Here is an 18,923-nt window from a genome sequence, read left to right as displayed (position 1 = left end):
GGGTGCCCCTTTCAACCAGCGTTCGCCGGTCAGCTCTTGCTCGGGTCGTTCGGGTAGCGGTCGACGTTGTTGAGCACGCCGTCACCGTCGTGGTCGTAGTTGGTGACCGACGGAAGCGTGCCGTTCAACACCGGGTCGGACGGGGTGGTGGTGATCACCGTCGCCGCGGGCGCACCCATCACGACGGTCGGGTTCGCCGGCACCACCACGGCGGCTTGCGGAGCCTGCTTGTTGATGTCGTGGTTGGCCTGCGCGGAGCTGCCGATGGCGGCGCCGCTGATGGCCGCGAGGCCCAGGGCCGCGGCCGGCGCGATGGCGTGGGCGGCGCCGGCCATACCGAAGAGGCTACCGGCCGTTGCGAGAGCAGCAATCAATTTGATGTGTTTCATGTCGAACTCCTCATAAGGACATGAAGAAAGCATGCTGCCGAGCAGGGGTTGGCGGCATCGGCGAGGGTCCAGCATCTGCGTCGGACCGTTCGGGCCAGCGGTAAGGGGCTTACTGCCGAGCCGCAAGTGCGCGCAGCTGTGCGGTATCCAGTTCCTCCACGGACACCAGCCCCAGCAATCCCAGGTCACGCTGGACCTCGTCCGCGAGGATGCGCAACGCTTGCCGCACACCCGCCTCGCCGCCGACAACCGCCGCGTACTGGAAGGGCCGGCCGACGAAGACGAACTTCGCACCGAGCGCAAGTGCCTTGAGCACGTCCGTGCCGCGCCGGATGCCGCTGTCCATCATCACCGGGAAGCCGGGGCCCAACGCGGCCACCACCTCCGGCAGCACGCGCAGCGGCGACACGGTGCCATCGAGCTGGCGCCCCCCGTGGTTGGACAGGATGACGCCGTCCGCGCCCATGTCGCGTGCCTTGCAGGCATCGTCGCGGCTCATGATGCCCTTGACCACGAGCGTGCCGTTCCAACGGCGCCGGATCAGCGCGAGGTGCTCCCAGTCCAGGTGGTCCTTGGCGGCGAAGTCGCGCATCACGCTCGACGAGAGGATGGGCGCGCCACGAGTCGCGAAGGAGTTCTCGAAGTGCGGCATGCCGTGATTGGCCAGCGTGCGCAGGAACGTGCCGACGGTCCAGCGCGGATGCGTGATGCCCTCCCACGCCAGCCGCAGGCTCGGCCTCAGCGGCGTGGAAAACCCCGCACGCACGTTGTTCTCGCGGTTGGCGAGCACGGCGGTGTCGACGGTGAGCACGAGCGTCTTCACGCCCGCACGGATCACCCGGTCCACCAGCCCTTCGATCTTGCCCGTGTCACCTGGAAGGTAAGCCTGGAACCATGTGTCGGGTGCGGCAGCGATCACGTCTTCCAGACGGATCAGCGACGAGCCGCTCATGATCATCGGCACATGGGCGGCGGCCGCTGCGCGCGCGAGGACAAGGTCGCCGCGATAGGCACTCAACGCGCTGATGCCCATGGGCGCGATGCCGAAGGGCGACGCATGGCGCCGCCCGAAGAGCTCCACCGCCTGGCTTCGCTGCGACACGTTGCGCAGCACGCGCGTGACGAAGCCGTACTCCGCGAAAGCGGCGCGGTTGTCGTGCAGCGACGCGTTGTCTTCAGCGCCGCCGGAGATGTACGCGAAGATGGGCCGCGGCAGGTGGCGCCGCGCCGCGGTCTCGTAATCGTCGAGCGACAGTAGCTTCATCGCGCCCTCAATTCACCTCGATGTGCGCTTCCCGGATCACCTTGTCCCAGGTCGCCCGCTCCTTGCGGATCATCTCGGCGAGTTCGGCCGCATCCGCGAGGTCGATGTCGACGCCCTGCTCGTCGAAACGCTTCACCACGCCGGGGTCGGCCGCGGCCTGCTTCATCGCGGCGTAGATGCGCGCGATGACGGGCGCGGGCGTGCCGGCGGGAGCGAACAGGCCGTTCCAGCTGTTGTAGCCGAAACCGGGGACCGTGGCCGAGATCAGCGGGATCGCCTTGAGCGAGCTGGCGGTGGTGCGCGCGGTGAGGCCGATCGCGCGGATGGAGCCGTTCTGCACCATGCCGGTGAAGGACGGCATCGTGCCGAACATCGCATGGATCTGGCCCGAGACGAGGTCCGTCAGCGCGGCCGATGCGCCGCGATACGGCACGTGCTTGACGTCGATCTTCGCCGCGCGGGCGAAGAGTTCGGTGCCCAGGTGGGCCAGGCCGCCGACGCCGGCGGAGCCGAAGTTGAGTTCGCCCGGATGGGCCTTCGCGTACGCCACCAGGTCGGCGACCGTCTTGAACGGCATCTTCGACGTGACCACCAGCACATGGGGCGCGGTGGCGATCATGCCGACGGGCGCAAGCTGCGTGAGGATGTCCACGCGCGGCTTCTGCAGCAGCGGCTGCGCGGTGATGTTGCCGGAGGCCGCGAAGAGCAACGTCGTGCCGTCGGGGCGAGCGCTCGTCACTTTCTGCAAGGCCGGCACGCCTGCGCCGCCGCCGATGTTCTCGACGACGAAGGCCTGGCCCAGCGGCCCGCTCATCGCCTTGGCCAGGTCACGGCCGAGCACGTCCGTCGCGCCGCCGGCGGCAAAGGGGATCACCATGCGCGTCGGGCCGGCAGCGGAGCCGCCCTGCGCGCTGGCGCCGAAGGCGGCAAAGGCCGCGGTGGAGGCGAGGAAGGCGCGGCGGCTGCACGGCATGCGGGTCATGAAAGGGTCTCCTGGGGATCGAGGACGCCATGATCCGCAAGGAGGCCCGTGCGCCGCAATGCGTTACGCCTGGCGTAACGGGCCGCCCCCTCACGGTACCATCGCCCGATGCCGCGCAAGGCCGACTCCCATCCACCCTCGGACGCGCTGAAGCAGCTGCTCGTGGGCGAAGCGCCCGCGAAGGCCGTGCGCCACGAAAACGTCAACGCCGTGGCGCGTGCCCTGTCCATCCTCACGTCGTTCGAGGGCAACGAGCTCTACCTGCCGCTCGCCGAGCTCGCGCGGCGCACGGGCATGCACAAGCCCACGGTGCTGCGGCTCGCGCGCACGTTGGCGGCGGCGCGCTTCCTGGTGCGGCGCGAAGACGGCGCGTGGCGCCTGGGGCCGGCGGCCGGCTGGATCGGCTCGCGCTACCAGGCGCAGTTCGACCTCGACTCCGCGATCGAGCCCATCCTTCACCGGCTGAGTGCATCCACGGGCGAAGCCGCGTCCTTCTTCGTGTTCGAGGGCAACCTGCGCGCGTGCCTGATGCGTTGCGAGGGCAAAGCCGGCGTGCAGAGCCAGATCCGCCCCGGCGAGGTGTTCCCGCTCGACCGCGGCTCGGCCGGGCGCGTTATCGTGGCCGCGCTCGGCGAGCCGGGCGATCTCTACGAACGCATCCGCCGGCGCGGCTTCCACATCACGCGCGGCGAACGCAATTCGAGTGTGGCGAGCGTCTCCGCTGCCGTGCGCGGCCCGCATGGGACGGTGCTCGGCTCCGTGAGCACCGCAGGCCCGATCAAGCGGCTGACGGCCGGCGTGCTGGCGCGGCACGCGGCACCGACGGTGCTGGCGGCGAAGAAGCTGGGCGAAGTGCTGGGCGCGATGCCGGCGACGGCGCTGCGGGCGACGTGGCACCCTTGACGACGGGGCGAGAAAAAAGGCCGCACGTCGCCGTGCGGCCCAAGCTTCAGAGGAGACCCATGCAAAAACCGGTTCAGTGCACCCGCGCTTCGATCGTGGAAGACAGGCGCTCCATGTCCAGGATGCGCACATGCTTCTTGTCGACGGCGAGCAGGCCCATGGACTGGAACAGCGAGAACGTGCGGCTGACCGTCTCGAGCTTCAGGCCGAGGTAGCTGCCGATCTCGGAGCGCATCATGCGCAGGTGGAATTCGGTGGCGGAGTAGCCGCGCGCCTGCAGGCGCTGCGAGATGTTCACCAGGAAAGCGGCCAGGCGCTCCTCGGCGTTCATGGAGCCGAGCAACAGCATCAGGCTGTGCTCGCGCACGATCTCGCGGCTCATGAGGCGGCCCACGACGTGCTGCAGGCTGCTGTTGCTGGCTGCCAGCTGGGTGAGGTGCGCATAGGGGACCACGCACACCTCGCAGTCTTCCAGCGCTTCGGCGGCGCTGGCGTGCCTGCCGGTGGCCAGGCCGTCCATGCCCATCATCTCGCCGGCCATGTGGAAGCCGGTCACCTGCTGGCGGCCGTCACGCAGCGTGAGCACCGTCTTGAACGTGCCCGAGCGCACCGCGTGGATGGAGCCGAACTTCTCACCCGCCTGGTAAAGGGCCTCGCCCTGCTTCACACGGCGGCGGGCGAACCGCAGCTGGTCCAGCCGCTCGACGTCCTCGCCCGGCAAACCGCAGGGCAGGCACAGCTCCTTGAGGTGGCAGGCGGAGCAGTTGGTGGCCAGCGGCGCGGCGCCGCGGGCGGCGATCGCGGTGCGGGGGACGAACTGGACGGGGGTGGTGTGGGCGGCGGCTTGCATGGGTGGAACTTTGGCCGCGATCGACGTTCCGCAAAATCGGCGCCTGCTGAAATGGCACATCGGCCGGTTCCTAGTTACCCCCGGCGCGCCGGCCGAGGGCGCCTAGGAATCGTCCTAGTCAGAGGGGGTTGCTGCGGATGAAGATCGCCAGCGCCTCGAAGGCATCGTCCGCGGCGCGGCGCAACTGCTGGGCCTGGGCTTCCGCCTCGGCCGACCCGTTGCCCTCCAGCGCCTTCTCGGCCGCGTCCGCGGCCTCGTTCGCCCGCGCCCACACGCCGTACAGCGACTCGTAGTCGCGCAGGTACTGGAGGGAGGGGTGGGCCATCGAGGGGGCGGTCGTCGAGCGGTAGGATCGGCAGCACCGAAGGATGAGCCATCCGCCGCCGCGCGACTTGAGGCAGATCAGGTCCCCACCGCCCCCATGCTGAAGATCCTCCACCTCGACGCGGACCTCGTGGCCATCGACAAGCCCGCCGGCCTGCTCGTGCACCCGAGCCGGCTCGACGCGCACGAGCGGGAGACGGCGCTCGCGGCGCTGGAGGGCCAGCTGGGCGAGAAGTTGTTTCCCCTGCACCGCCTCGACAAGGCCACCAGCGGCGTGCTGCTGTTCGCGCGCTCGGCCGAAGCGGCGCGCCACTTCGCGGCGGCTTTCGAGGCCACGGAGAAACGCTACCTGGCACTCGTGCGCGGCTGGCCGCCCGAGAGCGGCACGATCGACCACCCGCTCGCGCGCGACCCCGAGAAGCCCTCGGCGGGGCAGCCGCACCGCGAGGCGCTCACGCGCTTCCAGCGCCTTGCCTGCCACGAGTGGCCGTTCCGCGTGGACGAGCGCCACGCGACCACGCGCACCGCACTTGTGGAAGCGCAACCCGTCACCGGCCGGCGCCACCAGGTGCGCCTGCACCTCAAGCACATCGCGCACCCGATCGTGGGGGACTCCACGCATGGCAAGGGCCCGCTCAATCGCGCGGCGGCGGCGTACTTCGGCGCGCAGCGGCTGTGGCTGCATGCGCTCGCGGTGCGTTTGCCCGGTGGCTTGCGCATCGAGGCGGCGCCGGGCGCCGAGTGGGAGCGGTTCTTCGATTCCCAGTGAGGCGGCCTCTTCCTACAATGCCCCGACGCAGACTCGTTGAGGAGCACACCATGGGCACCTGGCAAGGCAAGACGGCGTTCATCACCGGCGGCGCGTCCGGCATCGGCCGCGCACTGGCGAAGGCCCTCACGGCGGGCGGCGCGAGCGTCTGCGTGACCGATATCGATGGCGCCGGCGCGCAGCGTGTCGCGCAGGAGTGCGGCGGCAGCGCAACCAGCATGACGCTCGACGTGTGCGATGCGACTGCCACGAGTGACGCCGTGCAGCGATTCGCGCGCGAGCGCGGGCGCCTCGACTACATGTTCAACAACGCCGGCATCGGCATGGGCGGCGAGGTGCACGAGATCCCGCTCGAGGCCTGGCATCGCGTCGTCGACATCAACATCTGGGGCGTGGTGCACGGCGTGCAGGCCGCGTACCCGCTGATGCGCCAGCAGGGCTTCGGCCACATCGTGAACACGGCTTCGATGGCCGGGCTCGGGCCCGCGCCGCTGTTGACGCCGTACGCGCTTACCAAGCACGCGGTGGTGGGGCTGAGCGCCAGCCTGCGCGTGGAGGCGGCGCCGTTCGGCGTGCGCGTGAGCGTCGTGTGCCCCGGCGTGATCGAGACGCCGATACTCGCCTCGCAAATACCGCCCGAGGCGGGCGCCGGCTGGTGGCTGCCGGACGTGCGCCGCTACCTCACCAAGGTGAGCGGCATGCCCTACCCCGTGGACAGGATGGCCGCCGAGACGCTGGACGGCGTGGCGCGCAACCGCAAGTTCATCGTGGTGCCGCGGCGCGCCCGCGTCGGCTGGCTGCTGGGGCGGCTTTTTCCGTCCCTGCCGGACGCGGCGCTCGCGCCGGCCGTGGCGTACGAGCGCGCGCAGCGCGGCGCGGCGGCAGCGGGGCCGGCCGGCGACCTGCAGGACGGTGAGCGGCTGGCGAGCTAACCGCCCGCCATCAACTTCTGCATGTTCCCGACCGCGGCCATCGCGCTGGTCTTCAAGCGGGCAAGAACCTCCTGCTTCTCGGCATCGTCCTTGCCCACGTCGGCAACGAGCTTGCCGAAGCCATCGAGACGCGAGTTGCGCAGCCACGTGCGCAAGGCGGCGTCCTGCGACCAGCGCATCTGGTTGGACATGCTCACGAGCGTGGCCGGCGCATAGCCCGCCAGGTTGCGCGGCAGCGGCACCGGCTTGCACATCTCGTTCTTCTGCGCGTCGTCCGCGCCGTGCACTTCGACGTACGCCGTGACCGCGGCACTGAGCGTGATGAGCGGCGCGCGCAGCAGCTGCACCGTGATGCGGTCGCCCTGGAACACCGGCTCGGCCTTGCGGAACTGCAGCGCGGAAGCGGTGCAGTCGATGTACAGCGTGCCGGGCGCCATCGCCGCGCGCCCCTGCTGCATCACCAGCTCGCCGGGCTCGATCGACTCGACGCGGCCCATGCGGATCACCTGCGTGATGCTGCGCAGCAGCTCGACCTCGCCCGTGGAGAGGATCGCGTAGTGGTACATGGTGGGCGTGCGCGACGGGTCGATGCGCAGCATCTGCCCGGTCTTCTCCATGCGCAGGAACACGTCGTCGATGGAGGTGCCTTGTGCCCAGGCGGCCATGCGGCTGGCTTCGCCGCCGATCGTGTGGAAGAAGAACTCGGCGCCCGGCTGCACGCACTGGCGGTTCTGCACCCAGGAGTCGCGCGGCATCACCCAATGGATGGCCGAGGGCGGCACGCCATGGCGCAGCAGCCACACGCCGGCGTCCATGGCCGTCTTGCCCGCGCCCACGATGCAGAACGCGCGCGGCGGCGTCTCGCCCTCGCGCGTGTGCCACAGCTGCGGCAGCTCGTTGGGCGGCACGACGCGCACGCCGTCGGCAACCTGGAAGTTGCGCTTGTGCGTCGACGGTACGGTCGGCGAGAAGCGCGTGGCATCGACGACCTTGCGGCGCACACCGACCTGCGTGACCGCGCCGGACAGCAGCGACACGATGCGGCCGTCACCCGCGTACTCGCTCATCGGGAAGAACTTCACGCGGCCGCTGGGCAGCATGCGCTGCTGCATCACCTTGTCGTAGTAGGCGCTGATCTCCGGCCCGCTCGCCAGCTCGTACATGCCCTTGTTCGGCCCGTCCTCGTCCTTGCGCAGCGAGCCCAGCTCCATGGAGTTGACACCGTAGAACGCCGAGGGCTGGTGCAGGCCCACGAAGGAATACGCGTCGTTCCAGTGGCCGCCGGGTTTGGCATGGCGGTCGACGAGCGTGATGTGCGCGTCCGGTGCCTCGTCGAGCAGCGTGTCGGCGAAGGCCATGCCGGATGCGCCGGCGCCGATGACCAGGTAGTCGGTTTCCATGGGCGGGTCCCTCCTCGCGCGGAGCCGAAAGCGCGAACTTAGCACGCCGCGCGCAAGTCACCGCCAGGCGAGCTCGATCCACACCGGCGTGTGGTCGCTCGGCTTCTCGCGGCCGCGGTACTCGCGGTCGATGCCGTCGGCGGTGACGAGCGGCACCACCGGCGGGCTCGCAAGCAGGAAGTCCATGCGGAAGCCCGCGTTGCGGCGGAACGCGTCCGCATTCACCCAGAAGGTGTAGAGGCGTTCGTCCGGATGCCGCGCCCGCGTGATGTCGGTCCAGCCCTCGGCGAGGAAGCGTTGCCACGCTTCACGCGTTTCCGGTTGCAGCACCGCATCGGCCTGCCACAGCCACCAGTTGTAGATGTCGGCGTTGGTGGGCACCACGTTGAAGTCGCCTGCCAGCACAGCGGGCACGTCCGAATCAAGCAACGTGCGTGCATGGCGATGCAGGCGCGCGAGCCAGGCCAGCTTGTAGTCGAACCGAGGCCCGGGCGCCGGGTTGCCGTTGGGCAGGTAGACCGAAGCGATGCGCAGCCCGTGGTAGTCGCACTCGATGTAGCGGGCCTCGAAATCCTCGTCATTGCCGGGCACGCCGCGGCGCACCTCGCGCGGTACCTCGCCGCGCGCGAGGATGGCCACGCCGTGGTGCGACTTCTGCCCATGCCAGATGGCGCCGTAGCCCGCCGCCTCGATCTTCGCGGCCGGGAACGTGGCGTCGCCGGTCTTGATCTCCTGCAGGCATGCGATGTCGGGGCTGGTCTCCTCCAGCCATTCGAGCAAACGGGGAAGGCGGCCGTTGACGCCGTTGACGTTGTAGGTGGCGATCCGCATGGACCCATCTTCGGGCCAGGACACGGCTGGCCGTGTCAGCCAACGCCTACCCGCGGACTGCGCCGGCCGTCAGCCCCGCGACGAAGTGCTTCTGCATGAAGAAGAACAGCAGCACGGGCGGCAACGCCGCCATCAATGCACCGGCCGAAATCAGGTTCCACGCCGTCAGCCACTCGCCTTTCAAGCCAGCGAGCCCGAGGGTCAGGGGCTTGGCCGCATCGCTCTGGACAAGGGCGAGGGCCCAGAAGTAGTCGTTCCACACGAACGTGAAGACGAGCACGGCCAGCCCCGCGAGCGCGGGCCGGATGAGCGGGACCACGATGACGCGCAGGATGCGCAATTCGCTGGCGCCCTCGATGCGGGCGGCCTCGAAGAGCTCCTCGGGCAGGCCGGCGATGAAGTTCCTGAGGAAGAGCGTCGCGAACCCTGTCTGGAACGCGGTGTGGAAGACCACGAGCGCCCACACCGTGTTGTACAGGCCCAGGCCGACGGCCAGCTCGCGCACCGGGATCATCAGGATCTGGTACGGCAGGAAGTTGCCCGCGATGAACATGGCGAACAGCAACGTGCGCCCGCGGAACTCGTACTTGGCCAATGCCACGGCGGCAAGCGTGCTCAACACGAGCACTCCCGCGACCGTCGCGACCGTCACAACCACGCTGTTGACGAAGAAACCGGCCATCGGCGACGTGGCGAACACCTGCCGGAAGTTGTCGGCGAAGGCGATCTTGCTGGGCCAGCCCCAGTAGTTGCCCGCGAGCAGGTCGTCCTGCGGCCGCGCGGCGGTCATGAAGATGGCGATCAAGGGCGCCATCCACAGCAGCATCGACACGTAGAGTGCAACGCGATAGGCGAGCCGGCGCGAAGGCGACGCGTCTGCGATGGGCGCGGGGTACATCAGCGGCGCCTCCTTTCCTCGCGCAGGGTATGCACGAGGAACCAGCCGATGTAGATGCTCATGATGGCGAAGAGCACGGTCGCGATCGCGGCGCCGTACCCCGCCCGATAACTGAAGATCGTCGCGTCGTACATCTGGTAGGCGAGCACGGTGGAGCGGCCGTACGGCCCGCCTTGCGTCATCACCGAGATCATGTCGAAGTTGCGCAGGGACATGATGACCGTGATGATGGCCGACACGAAGGTCACGGACTTCAGCTGGGGCAGCACGATGAACCGGAAGAGGCGCCAGCCGGTCGCGCCGTCGAGGCGGCCCGCCGCGACGAGCTCATGGTCGATCTGCGACAGGCCCGCCAGGAAAAGGACCAGGCAGAAAGCCACCTGCGCCCACAACGCGGCGACGATGATGCCGAACGTCACCAGGTGCTCGTTCGAGAGGATCGCGACCGGCGTCACGCCGATGGCACGTGCAGCCATCGCGAGGAGGCCGAACGTGGGGTCGTAGAACCACGCGAACACCACGCCGATGATCACGTGCGCGAGCACCAGCGGGATGAAGAACACCGCCTTGACCACGCGGATTTCCGGCAGGTTCTGGTTGAGGAACAGGGCGAGCGCCAGGCCGATGACCGGCGCCAGCAGGAACAGCACCAGCCAGATGACGTTGTTCTTCAGGGAGACGAGGAACTGCGGGTCGCCGAACAGCTCCCGGTAGTTCCCCAGCCCGACCCAGGTCTTCGGGCCGGTGCCGTCCCAGTCGAAGAACCCGAACCAGACGCTCTGGACCGCCGATGCGACGATGACCGTGCCGAACAACAGCACGGGCAGGAAGAGCAGGAGTGCCGGGGTCAACCAGGACTGGTGCCTGAGCCACAACTGACGCACCGCTCTTCCTCCTGGTGCGCGGGTTTACTTGAAGATCCGCTCGCGCGTGCTCTCGAGCCGCTCGAGGATGGCGTCGACGCGGTCGGGCTGCTGCAGGAACTCCTGGAAGCCTCGCATGCCGGCCTGCGCCATGTCGGGGTCGGTGTCGCGGTCGTAGAACTGCGAGGACCCCTTCGCGCCCTTCGCGTGGGCGAACTGTTCGGCCGCGTACGGGTCGTCCGTGATGGCCACGTCGATGCGCGACGGCAGCACCGCGCCGCCCTTGGCGAACAGCATGTTGTTGTCCTTCTCGGCGAAGAACTTCAGGAATTTCTTCGCGAGGTCCTTGTTCTTCGCGCCCTTGGGAATGCCCACGCCGTTCACGGAGAGCTCTTCGTAGTTCGGCATCTTCGGGTCGAGCGCCGGGAACGGGAAGAAGCCGATGTTCGCGTGCATCTCGGCGGGCAGCGACGTGCGCACGTACGGGCCCAGCAGGTACATGGCCGCCTTGCCCTGCGACAGGAACGGGATGCCTTCCTGCCAGCCGTAGGACGAAGCGTTCTCCAGGAAGTAGCCCTTCTTCACCGGGTCGGCCCACAGCTCGAAGACCTTCTTCACGCGCGGGTCGGTGTACTTCACCTTGCCGTCCATGAGCTGCATGTGGAAGTCCAGGCCGTTGGTGCGCAGGTTCAGGTAGTCGAACCACAGCGAGTTGGCCCAGAGGTCGCGCGTGCCGATGGTGAACGGCACGATGCCGGACGCCTTGAGCTTGCCGGCGGCCGTCATCAGCTCGGTCCACGTCGTGGGCACCTTGACGCCGGCCTTGTCGAAGACCTGCTTGTTGTAATAGAAGCCCCACGTGGTCATGTTGGTGGGCATCATGTACTGCTTGCCCCCGTCGGTGACCGCGGGAATGAAGGGCTTCATCGTGTCCGTGAGCTTGTTCTCCTTCAGGAAGCCCGACAGGTCCTCGAACAGGTTGCGCTTGGTGAAGGCGCGCATGCGGGCACCGGTGAACCAGAACGCGATGTCCGGCGGGCTCGTCACCAGGAAGTTGCGGATGGAAGTCTTGTACGACTCCACGTCGCTGTAGTTCACCGTCACCTTCACGCCGGGGTTCTGCGCCTCGAAGTCGGCCACGATCTTGTTGAAGGCGGCCTTCTGGCCCGTGCCGCTGCGGTCGGTGTTGATGACCAGCGCCTGCTGCGCGAAAGCCGCATGGGCGGATGCCAACATGGCGGTGCCCACGGCCAGGTGGCGCAACCAGCCCAGCGGCCTGGCGAACGATTCGCGGTGGAATCCCATCACTGTCTCCTGAATGTTGAAACGGCTGCCGGTGCGCGGACCGGCGAGCCATCGTCTCACTTACTTACTAGAAAGTCAATGCCACACCCGTCTCCGGGTCGAAGAGGTGGGCCTTGGCGCGGTCGGGCAGCACGCGCACCGCCTGCCCCGGCTGCGCGTCGACGCGGTCGTGAACCAAGCACACGAGGTCCTGGCCGCCCTGGCGCAGGACGATCTGGGTTTCCGACCCCGACGGCTCGACGACGACGACGTTCATCTCGAAGCCGGCCGGGTCGAGCCTGCAGTGCTCGGGGCGGATGCCGTAGACGGCACGCTGCGCGTCCGCCGGCGCGCCGGGCAAGGGCAGGCGCAGCCCGCAGTCGGCGAGGAACTCCCCGCCCGACACCTTCCCCGGGATGAAGTTCATCGACGGCGAGCCGATGAAGCCCGCGACGAACATGTTGCCCGGGCGGTCGTACAGCGCCAGCGGCGGCCCGACCTGCTCCACGCGCCCTTCCCGCATGACCACGACCTTGCTGGCCATGGTCATCGCCTCGATCTGGTCGTGCGTGACGTAGACGGTGGTCGTGCGCAGGCGCTGGTGCAGCTCCTTGATCTCGCCGCGCATCGCGACGCGCAGCTTCGCGTCCAGGTTGGACAGCGGCTCGTCGAAGAGGAACACCTTGGGGTTGCGCACGATCGCACGGCCCATCGCGACCCGCTGCCGCTGGCCGCCCGAAAGCTGCTTCGGGAACCGGTCGAGCAGGCTGCCCAGGCCGAGGATCTCCGCCGCCCGGTCCACCTTGGCCCGCGTCTCCTCGGCGGAAGCGTCCCGCATCCGCAGGGAGAAGGCCATGTTCTCCCGCACGGTCATGTGCGGGTACAGCGCGTAGCTCTGGAACACCATCGCGATGTCGCGGTCCTTGGGCGGCAGGTCGTTGACGACCTGCCCGTCGATGGCCATCGTTCCGCCGGAGATCTTCTCGAGGCCCGCGAGCATGCGCAGCAGCGTGGACTTGCCGCAGCCCGAGGGGCCGACGAGCGTGACGAACTCGCCGTCCGCGATGTCGATCGAGACGCCCTTGAGGATCTCGACCTCGCCGAAGCTTTTCTGCACGTTGGAGATGCTGACTGAGGCCATCTGCAAATTACAACAGCTTATTTATCGATAAGCAAGTAAGATAAGCCCATTCATCCAGGAAGTGCCGAAGCCATGGACACGACACCCCAACCTGCCGCCGACACCGGCCGCCAGCTCCCCGCGGGAGAGTACGCCTTCGACCAGCTCGAACCCGGCGACTGGTACGAAACCGCCGGCGTGACCGTCACGGAAGCGCACATCGTCGGGTTCGCGGGCCTCACCGGCGACCTGTTCGACGTGCACATGGACGAGCAGTTCGCCCGCGAGGCCGGCTTTCCCGGGCGCATCGCGCACGGGCTGCTGGGCCTGGCCATGGCGGACGGGCTGAAGACGCGGTGCTCCGTGCGGCTGCTGGGCATCGCCACGCTCGGCTGGAACTGGTCCTTCCGGGCGGCGCTGCTGCCGAACGACCGGATCCATGCGCGGCTGTGGGTGGTGGCCAAGCGGACGACGCGGCGGGGCGATCGCGGCATCGTGACGCTGGGCATGCGCGTGGTGAACCAGCGCGGCGAAACCATCCAGGACGGCGAGACGCAGCTGCTCATCCGGATGTCCGCTGCCGGGCATTGACGCTACCATCGCACCGCATGGAACGCTCAGCGGTCAAGAAGGGCCCCGGACGCCGCCCCGCAGCCAAGCCCGCCGCTGCCGAGGTGCGCGGCGGCGCCGACGCCCCGAAGGTGGAGATGCGCCAGGCCATCAAGAAGGTGGCCACACGCCTTCTCACCGTCCACGGGCTCAACGGCGTGAGCTTCCGCGACATCGCGATGGAGCTCGGGATCACGACCACGAACATCCACTACCACTTCGGCAACAAGAACGGACTGGTGGACGAGGTGATCGCCGACTACGTGGCGGAGGTCGAGGCGCGCCACCGGACGATCTGGCTCGCCGCGGACAAGTCGCTGCCCGAGAAGCTGCGGCAGCTCGTGGAGTACAACTGGGAGCGCTACCAGCAGGTCAACAAGGGGCGCGACGGCGGCAACACGTGGAGCCTGATCGGCCGCATGCGGCTCGAAAGCCAGGCCCTGAGCGACGACGCGCGCAAGAGCCTCGCGTCGTTCACCTCGACCCTTCACGAGCTCATTCGCACCGCCGTCGACGATGCGTGGCGGCGCGGCGAACTGGACGAGTCCACGCCGAGGCAGGACCTCGCCTTCCTGATCCTGAACATCGTCAACAGTTCGTCGGTGTTCACGCACGGCACCGGCGGCTTCGACAGGCTCGAACTTTTCTTCGACGCATTCTCGAGGGTGGTGCTCTCCGCGTACGCGGGCCCTCACGCGCCCTCGAGCACCGGCCGTACGAAGCGAAAGCGCAATTGACTTACCTGTAAATAAGTCCTAGACTTTCAGCATCCAAGGATGCGTGAAGGTTGTTATGCGCGTGATTACTGCAGAGGCCGCCGCGGCGTTGTTGAAGGACGGCGACACGGTTTTGATCGGGGGTTCGGGGTCCGGCCATGCGGTGCCGGAGTCGCTGATCGAAGCCGTCGAGCGCCGGTTCCTCTCCGAGGGGGCCCCGCGCGACATCACGTCGCTCCACCCCGTCGGCATCGGCGATCGCAGCCATCGCGGCGTGTCGCGCTTCGCGAAGCCCGGCCTGCTCAAGCGCATCGTCTGCGGCACGATCGTCGATGCGCCCGCGGTTGCGGAGATGGCCGCCGCCAACCAGGTCGAGGCGTACACGCTGCCGCAAGGCGCGCTGTCGCAACTCATGCGGGAGATCGCCGCGGGCCGCCCCGGGCTGCTGACCCACGTGGGCCTGCATACGTTCGTGGACCCGCGCCAGGCGGGTGGACGCCAGAGCGAGCGCGCGAAGGACGACCTGGTGGAACTCGTGCAGCTCGCCGGCCGCGAGTGGCTGTTCTACAAGCCGTTCCAGATCGACGTCGCCTTCCTGCGCGGCACGACCGCGGACGAAGACGGCAACATCTCCATGGAGGACGAAGCGATCTTCGGCGAGATGCTCTCCATGGCGCAGGCGACACGGCGTTGCGGCGGCCTCGTCATCGTGCAGGTCAAGCGCCTCGCGCAACGCGGCGCCCTGCCCGGCAAGACGGTGAAGATCCCCGGCCTGCTCGTGGACCTCGTCGTCGTCGACGCCGACCAGATGCAGACGTACCAGACCCGGCAGGACCCCGCGTTCGCCGGCCAGATCCGGATACCTCTCGACGCGTTCCCGAAACTGCCGCTCGACGAACGCAAGATCGTGGCGCGGCGCTGCGCGATGGAACTCCAGGACGGCGCGGTGTGCAACATCGGCTCGGGCATCTGCACCGGCATCGGCATCATTGCCGCCGAGGAGAAGGTGCTGGACAGCATCGTGCTGACCAACGAACAGGGGCTGATCGGCGGTGCGCCCGCCAGTGGCCTGGACGCCGGCGCCGCGCGCAACTACGCGGCGATGGTGGACCAGCCCTACCAGTTCGACTTCTACGACGGCGGCGGCCTCGACATCGCGTTCCTGTCGGCGGTGGAGGTCGACCCGCGCTCGAACGTCAACATCAGCCGCTTTGCGGGCAAGGTGGTCGGCGTGGGCGGGTTCATCAACATCAGCCAGAACGCGAAGAAGATGGTCTTCGGCGGGACGCTCACGGCGGGCGGGTTGAAGATCGAAACGGGCGACGGAAAGCTGCGCATCGCGCAGGAGGGCAGGCACCACAAGTTCGTGGAGAAAGTGGGCCAGGTTTCGTACAGCGGCGACTACGGGCGCGAGCGCGGGCAGGAAACGATCTTCGTCACGGAGCGGGCGGTCTTCCGCAGCTCGAAGGACGGCCTCGAACTGATCGAGGTCGCCCCCGGCATCGACCTGCAACGCGAGGTCCTGGACCAGATGGGCTTCCGGCCCGCGATCTCGAAGGACCTGCGCCTGATGGACGAGCGGATCTTCCGCTCGGAGCCCATGCAGCTCGCGGGGCGCCTGCAGCCGCGCAAGCGCCCGCTGAACGAGAGGCTTCTAGCGGCGGGGCTGGCGTGAGCGAGACGGGCGCGCCGCTGGGCTTGCCGCTGCCGCTGTCGGGTGCGACAAGGCTCTTCGCGATCATCGGGGACCCGATCGAGCAAGCCGGGTCGCCGGGGCTCTTCAACCAGGCGTTCAGGAAGCACGGGATACCGGCCGTGCTCGTGCCGATGCAAGTGCCGCCGTCGGCGGTGCCCGGTGCGATCGCCCTCTTCCGCCAGAGCGCCAACTGGGACGGCCTTGTGGTCACCGTGCCGCACAAGGTGGCCGTCTGTGCCCTCGTCGACGAACTCGCTCCTGCCGCACGATTGACGGGCGCGGTGAACGCCATCCGCAAGGAAAGCGATGGGCGCCTCGTGGGGGACAACTACGACGGCGCAGGCTTCATCGAGGGGCTGCGGCAACACGGCCATGCACTGCAAGGGCGACACGTGCTGATGGTCGGTGCCGGCGGCGCGGGCCGCGCCATTGCGCATGCGATCGCCGCCGAGGGAGCGGCAAGCATCACCCTCGTCGACCGGGACGGCGAACGCGCGCGGCAGCTTGCCGAAGCGGTCGGCCAGGTCCATCCCAAAGTTGCGGTGAGCGCACGGCGGCAGGGCGATGAGGACACGCAGCGCCATGACGTCATCGTCAACTGCGCGCCGCCGGATGGCGACAAACTTCCCGTCGATCTTTCCGCGGTGCGCAGCGGCACCCTCGTCGTCGACATCGTGTTGAAGCCGGCGTGGACACCGCTGCTCGCCGCTGCAGGCGCTCGCGGGCTGCCGACCCACGCGGGCGTGCACATGTTGAGCGGGCAGGTCGACGCGCTGCTCGGCTTTTTCGGCCTGTCGCCCTGAACTTCATTTCACTTCGAGCCAGGTGTGTACGGTTTCGCACCCGCTCACCCGATCGAGTGAAGAAATAACCGCCTCCGTGGACTAGGTTGGAGCAACCCGCTTCACCACGCACGGAGGACTCATGAAGCACTGGCGCAGCTACTCGGCCCTGACGTTCGTCCTTGCCCTGGCCGCCCTCTTCCTGTGGCTCGGGCTGCCGCCCGAGGCGGTGAGCCGGCCCGTCGTCGAAATCAAGGCGCCCGAACAGCCGGCCGCCATGGCCGAGCAGTTCCACGTCGAGAAACGTAACGCGCGCGTGGAGGAACTGCCGCCGCAGTTCTAGGTGACGTCCAGCACGGCTTCGCCCAAGCCCTCGACCGTGAACACCACGCGGTCGCCGGGCGACACGGAGAACGTCGGCACGACACTGCCCGTGATGACGACCATGCCGCTCTTCAGGTCGAGCTTGCGCGACGCCATCAGGTTGGCGAGCCATGCGAGCGTGGCATAGGGGTTCTCGGCGTTCCCTTCGCCTGAAGGTTGGCCGTTGAGCGTTTGCCGGCCCTTTACGCCGATGACGTCACCGGGTGCGACCTTCTTCATCGGCCCGAGCACCACACCGCCATTCCAGCAGTTGTCGACGATCATCGACGTAGCACGCGTCTCCTTGTAGACGGCGTTGCGGTCCTCGATCAACTCGAACGCGGGCATCGCGCCGGCAACGCATTGCGCGGCCGTTTCGGCGGTCCATGGCGCTCTCGCAGCCGGCATGTCGGTGCCGAGGTTCAATGCGATCTCGCTCTCCACGCGCATGTTGACGAACGAGCCCTTCGAGATGCGAGCCGGCGAAGCATGGACCGTCTTTGCGAAGATCGCGCCGCCGCACGGGTGCGTGATGCCCATCAGCTGCTGCATCACCTTCGTGGTGGTCGCGACCTTCACGCCCGCGACGGGGCCGTACACCGGCTCCGCGAGGCGCCAGTACGCTTCCTGCGCTGCGTACGCTTCCTCGATCGACAGCGGCGTGCCCGAGTCGGGCAGGTTCGCGTACGGCTGGCGTGCGACGCGGGCGTCCCACATGCGGCGGGCGTTGAGTTCGGCGGGGGTCGGTTCACTCATGAGCGGAATGTACCAACGTTGCCTGCTCTACGGCAGGCCCTCACACGTAGCAGGGGCCTTCGATCAGCGGATGCTCCGAGATGAAGTGCTGGTCGATCTTCAGGCCGATGCCCACGCCTTCGTGCGGCCGCACGCAGCCCTTGTCGTCCAGCGCATAAGGCGCCTTGTCGGCCATGTGGTCGCGGAACGGGTTGAGCGCGGTGACGTCGCCCTCGAAGTAGCCGGGGTTGTCCACGGCGCACAGGAAGTGGATGCTCGTCGCCATGTTGATCGCCGTCGCCGAGGTGTGCGGGTTCACGGTGAGCTTCTGGGCGCTGGCCATCGCGGCGATGCGCATCGACTCGGTCACGCCGCCCGTCTTCGAGAGGTCCGGCTGGACGAACTGCACGTGCCCGTCTTCCAGCAGCGTCGCGAACTCGTAGCGCGTGTAGTGGTTCTCGCCCGCGGCGAGCGGCACGCGCCCGAGGCCCGCGGCGATCGCATAGGCGCGACGGTCCTGCGGCGGGAACGGCTCTTCCAGCCAGCCCACCGCGCACTCCTCGAAGGCCGGCATCACGCGGCGCACGTCGTCGAGCGTGTACGCGGTGTTGGCATCGGTGAGGATGTCGATCTCGTCGCCGACGGCCTTGCGCACGGCGCGCACGCGCGCGATATCGCGCACCGGCGTATCGCCCATGCGCAGCTTGAGCGCACGGTAGCCTTGCTGCACGTAGCGCTGTGCTTCTTCGGCCAGCGAAGCCGGGTCCTGCCAGCCGAGGGCGATGCCGCCCGCGTAGGCCTTGATCGGCTTGGCCGAGCCGCCCAGCAACTGCACCAGCGGCAGGCCGGTGGCCTGGCACTTCAGGTCCCACAGCGCCATGTCCACGCCACTCAGCGCGAGAGCGGCCGCCGCGCCCATGCCGTGGCTGGCCAGCTGCATCTTGTAGACACGCGCCCAGACGCCGGCCACGTCGTGCGCGTCCAGGCCCAGCACCAGCTCGCGCATCGTGGTGTCGATCAGCTTGGCGATCGCACCGGGGCAGCGGCCGTGGTGGGCTTCGCCCCAGCCGACGTGGCCCTCGTCGGTCTCGACGCGCACGAGCACCGAGTCGCGCTTGACGCTGCGGCCGATGCCCAGGCGCACCGACTTGTCGGCGGGAACGGGGAAGGAGATGGGCACGGCCCGGATGTCGGCGATACGCATGGGATTCAG

At 68.4% G+C, this 18,923-nt stretch carries 21 protein-coding genes; 8 read left to right on the top strand and 13 right to left on the bottom strand.

All coding sequences use genetic code 11. From position 1 onward, the window contains the following. Positions 1-29 precede the first annotated feature (29 nt). The 3 genes from H8R02_RS14280 to H8R02_RS14270 all read right to left on the bottom strand — a co-directional run bounded on the left by H8R02_RS14280 (position 30) and on the right by H8R02_RS14270 (position 2,635). Entirely contained in the window at positions 30-389 is a 360-nt protein-coding gene (locus H8R02_RS14280; protein WP_187082114.1) for a hypothetical protein, read from the bottom strand. Between the two features lie 109 nt (positions 390-498). Beyond that, positions 499-1,653, bottom strand: coding sequence for an alpha-hydroxy acid oxidase (locus H8R02_RS14275; RefSeq protein ID WP_187082113.1), 1,155 nt, complete (start codon positions 1,651-1,653; stop codon positions 499-501). 7 nt (positions 1,654-1,660) lie between these two features. Continuing rightward, entirely contained in the window at positions 1,661-2,635 is a 975-nt protein-coding gene (locus H8R02_RS14270; protein WP_187082112.1) for a Bug family tripartite tricarboxylate transporter substrate binding protein, read from the bottom strand. A 108-nt stretch (positions 2,636-2,743) separates the two neighbouring features. Here H8R02_RS14270 and H8R02_RS14265 point away from each other — a divergent pair, with 108 nt between their 5' ends. Then, positions 2,744-3,538, top strand: a complete 795-nt coding sequence (locus H8R02_RS14265) for an IclR family transcriptional regulator (protein WP_187082111.1) — start codon at positions 2,744-2,746, stop codon at positions 3,536-3,538. A gap of 73 nt (positions 3,539-3,611) precedes the next feature. Here the strand turns inward: H8R02_RS14265 and fnr are convergent, their stop codons facing one another. Next, positions 3,612-4,388, bottom strand: a complete 777-nt coding sequence (gene fnr / locus H8R02_RS14260; protein ID WP_187082110.1) for a fumarate/nitrate reduction transcriptional regulator Fnr — start codon at positions 4,386-4,388, stop codon at positions 3,612-3,614. A gap of 118 nt (positions 4,389-4,506) precedes the next feature. Continuing rightward, positions 4,507-4,713: a hypothetical protein gene (locus tag H8R02_RS14255; RefSeq protein ID WP_187082109.1), complete on the bottom strand. Its 207-nt coding sequence runs from the start codon at positions 4,711-4,713 to the stop codon at positions 4,507-4,509. Positions 4,714-4,809: 96 nt separating this feature from the next. Between H8R02_RS14255 and H8R02_RS14250 the strand changes: the two genes are divergently transcribed. Beyond that, positions 4,810-5,481, top strand: coding sequence for a pseudouridine synthase (locus H8R02_RS14250; protein ID WP_187082108.1), 672 nt, complete (start codon positions 4,810-4,812; stop codon positions 5,479-5,481). Between the two features lie 50 nt (positions 5,482-5,531). Next, on the top strand, positions 5,532-6,413 hold the full coding sequence (locus tag H8R02_RS14245) for an SDR family NAD(P)-dependent oxidoreductase (protein WP_187082107.1): 882 nt from the start codon (positions 5,532-5,534) through the stop codon (positions 6,411-6,413). Here H8R02_RS14245 and H8R02_RS14240 read toward each other — a convergent pair. The 6 genes from H8R02_RS14240 to H8R02_RS14215 form a co-directional block, all read right to left on the bottom strand. Continuing rightward, positions 6,410-7,813 (bottom strand): NAD(P)-binding protein, encoded by a 1,404-nt coding sequence (locus H8R02_RS14240; protein ID WP_187082106.1) that lies wholly within the window; start codon positions 7,811-7,813, stop codon positions 6,410-6,412. The genes H8R02_RS14245 and H8R02_RS14240 overlap by 4 nt on opposite strands. Before the next feature lie 57 nt (positions 7,814-7,870). Next, a complete protein-coding gene (gene xth / locus H8R02_RS14235; RefSeq protein ID WP_187082105.1) occupies positions 7,871-8,644 on the bottom strand; it encodes an exodeoxyribonuclease III in 774 nt (257 codons plus the stop codon). Between the two features lie 46 nt (positions 8,645-8,690). Then, on the bottom strand, positions 8,691-9,542 hold the full coding sequence (locus H8R02_RS14230) for a carbohydrate ABC transporter permease (protein ID WP_187082104.1): 852 nt from the start codon (positions 9,540-9,542) through the stop codon (positions 8,691-8,693). After that, a complete protein-coding gene (locus H8R02_RS14225; RefSeq protein ID WP_222622494.1) occupies positions 9,542-10,393 on the bottom strand; it encodes a carbohydrate ABC transporter permease in 852 nt (283 codons plus the stop codon). Before H8R02_RS14225 ends, H8R02_RS14230 begins: the two co-directional genes overlap by 1 nt. A gap of 57 nt (positions 10,394-10,450) precedes the next feature. Continuing rightward, positions 10,451-11,710 (bottom strand): ABC transporter substrate-binding protein, encoded by a 1,260-nt coding sequence (locus tag H8R02_RS14220; protein WP_187082102.1) that lies wholly within the window; start codon positions 11,708-11,710, stop codon positions 10,451-10,453. Between the two features lie 67 nt (positions 11,711-11,777). Then, positions 11,778-12,830 (bottom strand): ABC transporter ATP-binding protein, encoded by a 1,053-nt coding sequence (locus tag H8R02_RS14215; RefSeq protein ID WP_187082101.1) that lies wholly within the window; start codon positions 12,828-12,830, stop codon positions 11,778-11,780. 72 nt (positions 12,831-12,902) lie between these two features. Between H8R02_RS14215 and H8R02_RS14210 the strand changes: the two genes are divergently transcribed. From H8R02_RS14210 to H8R02_RS14190, 5 genes are all read left to right on the top strand, one after another. After that, the gene (locus H8R02_RS14210) at positions 12,903-13,400 is read left to right on the top strand and encodes a MaoC/PaaZ C-terminal domain-containing protein (RefSeq protein ID WP_187082100.1); all 498 of its coding nucleotides are present in this window, start codon (positions 12,903-12,905) and stop codon (positions 13,398-13,400) included. Between the two features lie 17 nt (positions 13,401-13,417). After that, positions 13,418-14,155 (top strand): TetR/AcrR family transcriptional regulator, encoded by a 738-nt coding sequence (locus tag H8R02_RS14205; protein WP_255429351.1) that lies wholly within the window; start codon positions 13,418-13,420, stop codon positions 14,153-14,155. A gap of 55 nt (positions 14,156-14,210) precedes the next feature. After that, the gene (locus tag H8R02_RS14200) at positions 14,211-15,809 is read left to right on the top strand and encodes an acyl CoA:acetate/3-ketoacid CoA transferase (protein ID WP_187082099.1); all 1,599 of its coding nucleotides are present in this window, start codon (positions 14,211-14,213) and stop codon (positions 15,807-15,809) included. Beyond that, positions 15,806-16,633 carry a shikimate dehydrogenase family protein gene (locus tag H8R02_RS14195; protein WP_187082098.1) on the top strand — a complete coding sequence of 276 codons (828 nt, stop codon included), beginning with the start codon at positions 15,806-15,808 and terminating at the stop codon, positions 16,631-16,633. The genes H8R02_RS14200 and H8R02_RS14195 overlap by 4 nt, the downstream gene beginning before the upstream one ends. 121 nt (positions 16,634-16,754) lie before the next feature. Then, positions 16,755-16,955, top strand: coding sequence for a hypothetical protein (locus tag H8R02_RS14190; RefSeq protein WP_187082097.1), 201 nt, complete (start codon positions 16,755-16,757; stop codon positions 16,953-16,955). Here the strand turns inward: H8R02_RS14190 and H8R02_RS14185 are convergent. After that, positions 16,952-17,731: a 2-keto-4-pentenoate hydratase gene (locus H8R02_RS14185; protein WP_187082096.1), complete on the bottom strand. Its 780-nt coding sequence runs from the start codon at positions 17,729-17,731 to the stop codon at positions 16,952-16,954. The two genes, H8R02_RS14190 and H8R02_RS14185, sit on opposite strands and share 4 nt — an antisense overlap. A 40-nt stretch (positions 17,732-17,771) precedes the next feature. Then, positions 17,772-18,914 (bottom strand): mandelate racemase/muconate lactonizing enzyme family protein, encoded by a 1,143-nt coding sequence (locus H8R02_RS14180; RefSeq protein WP_187082095.1) that lies wholly within the window; start codon positions 18,912-18,914, stop codon positions 17,772-17,774. Positions 18,915-18,923 lie beyond the last annotated feature (9 nt).

It is taken from the genome of Ramlibacter albus, from assembly GCF_014297445.1.
Classification (GTDB): Bacteria; Pseudomonadota; Gammaproteobacteria; order Burkholderiales; family Burkholderiaceae_C; genus Ramlibacter; species Ramlibacter albus.
This window is presented reverse-complemented; position numbering and strand designations above follow the sequence as displayed.

Bases quoted from the DNA above. Each gene is read 5' to 3' on its own strand.
- H8R02_RS14280 (WP_187082114.1), bottom strand. From the start codon at position 389: ATGAAACACATCAAATTGATTGCTGCTCTCGCAACGGCCGGTAGCCTC.
- H8R02_RS14275 (WP_187082113.1), bottom strand. From the start codon at position 1,653: ATGAAGCTACTGTCGCTCGACGATTACGAGACCGCGGCGCGGCGCCAC.
- H8R02_RS14270 (WP_187082112.1), bottom strand. From the start codon at position 2,635: ATGACCCGCATGCCGTGCAGCCGCCGCGCCTTCCTCGCCTCCACCGCG.
- H8R02_RS14265 (WP_187082111.1), top strand. From the start codon at position 2,744: ATGCCGCGCAAGGCCGACTCCCATCCACCCTCGGACGCGCTGAAGCAG.
- fnr (WP_187082110.1), bottom strand. From the start codon at position 4,388: ATGCAAGCCGCCGCCCACACCACCCCCGTCCAGTTCGTCCCCCGCACC.
- H8R02_RS14255 (WP_187082109.1), bottom strand. From the start codon at position 4,713: ATGGCCCACCCCTCCCTCCAGTACCTGCGCGACTACGAGTCGCTGTAC.
- H8R02_RS14250 (WP_187082108.1), top strand. From the start codon at position 4,810: ATGCTGAAGATCCTCCACCTCGACGCGGACCTCGTGGCCATCGACAAG.
- H8R02_RS14245 (WP_187082107.1), top strand. From the start codon at position 5,532: ATGGGCACCTGGCAAGGCAAGACGGCGTTCATCACCGGCGGCGCGTCC.
- H8R02_RS14240 (WP_187082106.1), bottom strand. From the start codon at position 7,813: ATGGAAACCGACTACCTGGTCATCGGCGCCGGCGCATCCGGCATGGCC.
- xth (WP_187082105.1), bottom strand. From the start codon at position 8,644: ATGCGGATCGCCACCTACAACGTCAACGGCGTCAACGGCCGCCTTCCC.
- H8R02_RS14230 (WP_187082104.1), bottom strand. From the start codon at position 9,542: ATGTACCCCGCGCCCATCGCAGACGCGTCGCCTTCGCGCCGGCTCGCC.
- H8R02_RS14220 (WP_187082102.1), bottom strand. From the start codon at position 11,710: ATGGGATTCCACCGCGAATCGTTCGCCAGGCCGCTGGGCTGGTTGCGC.
- H8R02_RS14215 (WP_187082101.1), bottom strand. From the start codon at position 12,830: ATGGCCTCAGTCAGCATCTCCAACGTGCAGAAAAGCTTCGGCGAGGTC.
- H8R02_RS14210 (WP_187082100.1), top strand. From the start codon at position 12,903: ATGGACACGACACCCCAACCTGCCGCCGACACCGGCCGCCAGCTCCCC.
- H8R02_RS14205 (WP_255429351.1), top strand. From the start codon at position 13,418: ATGGAACGCTCAGCGGTCAAGAAGGGCCCCGGACGCCGCCCCGCAGCC.
- H8R02_RS14200 (WP_187082099.1), top strand. From the start codon at position 14,211: ATGCGCGTGATTACTGCAGAGGCCGCCGCGGCGTTGTTGAAGGACGGC.
- H8R02_RS14190 (WP_187082097.1), top strand. From the start codon at position 16,755: ATGAAGCACTGGCGCAGCTACTCGGCCCTGACGTTCGTCCTTGCCCTG.
- H8R02_RS14185 (WP_187082096.1), bottom strand. From the start codon at position 17,731: ATGAGTGAACCGACCCCCGCCGAACTCAACGCCCGCCGCATGTGGGAC.
- H8R02_RS14180 (WP_187082095.1), bottom strand. From the start codon at position 18,914: ATGCGTATCGCCGACATCCGGGCCGTGCCCATCTCCTTCCCCGTTCCC.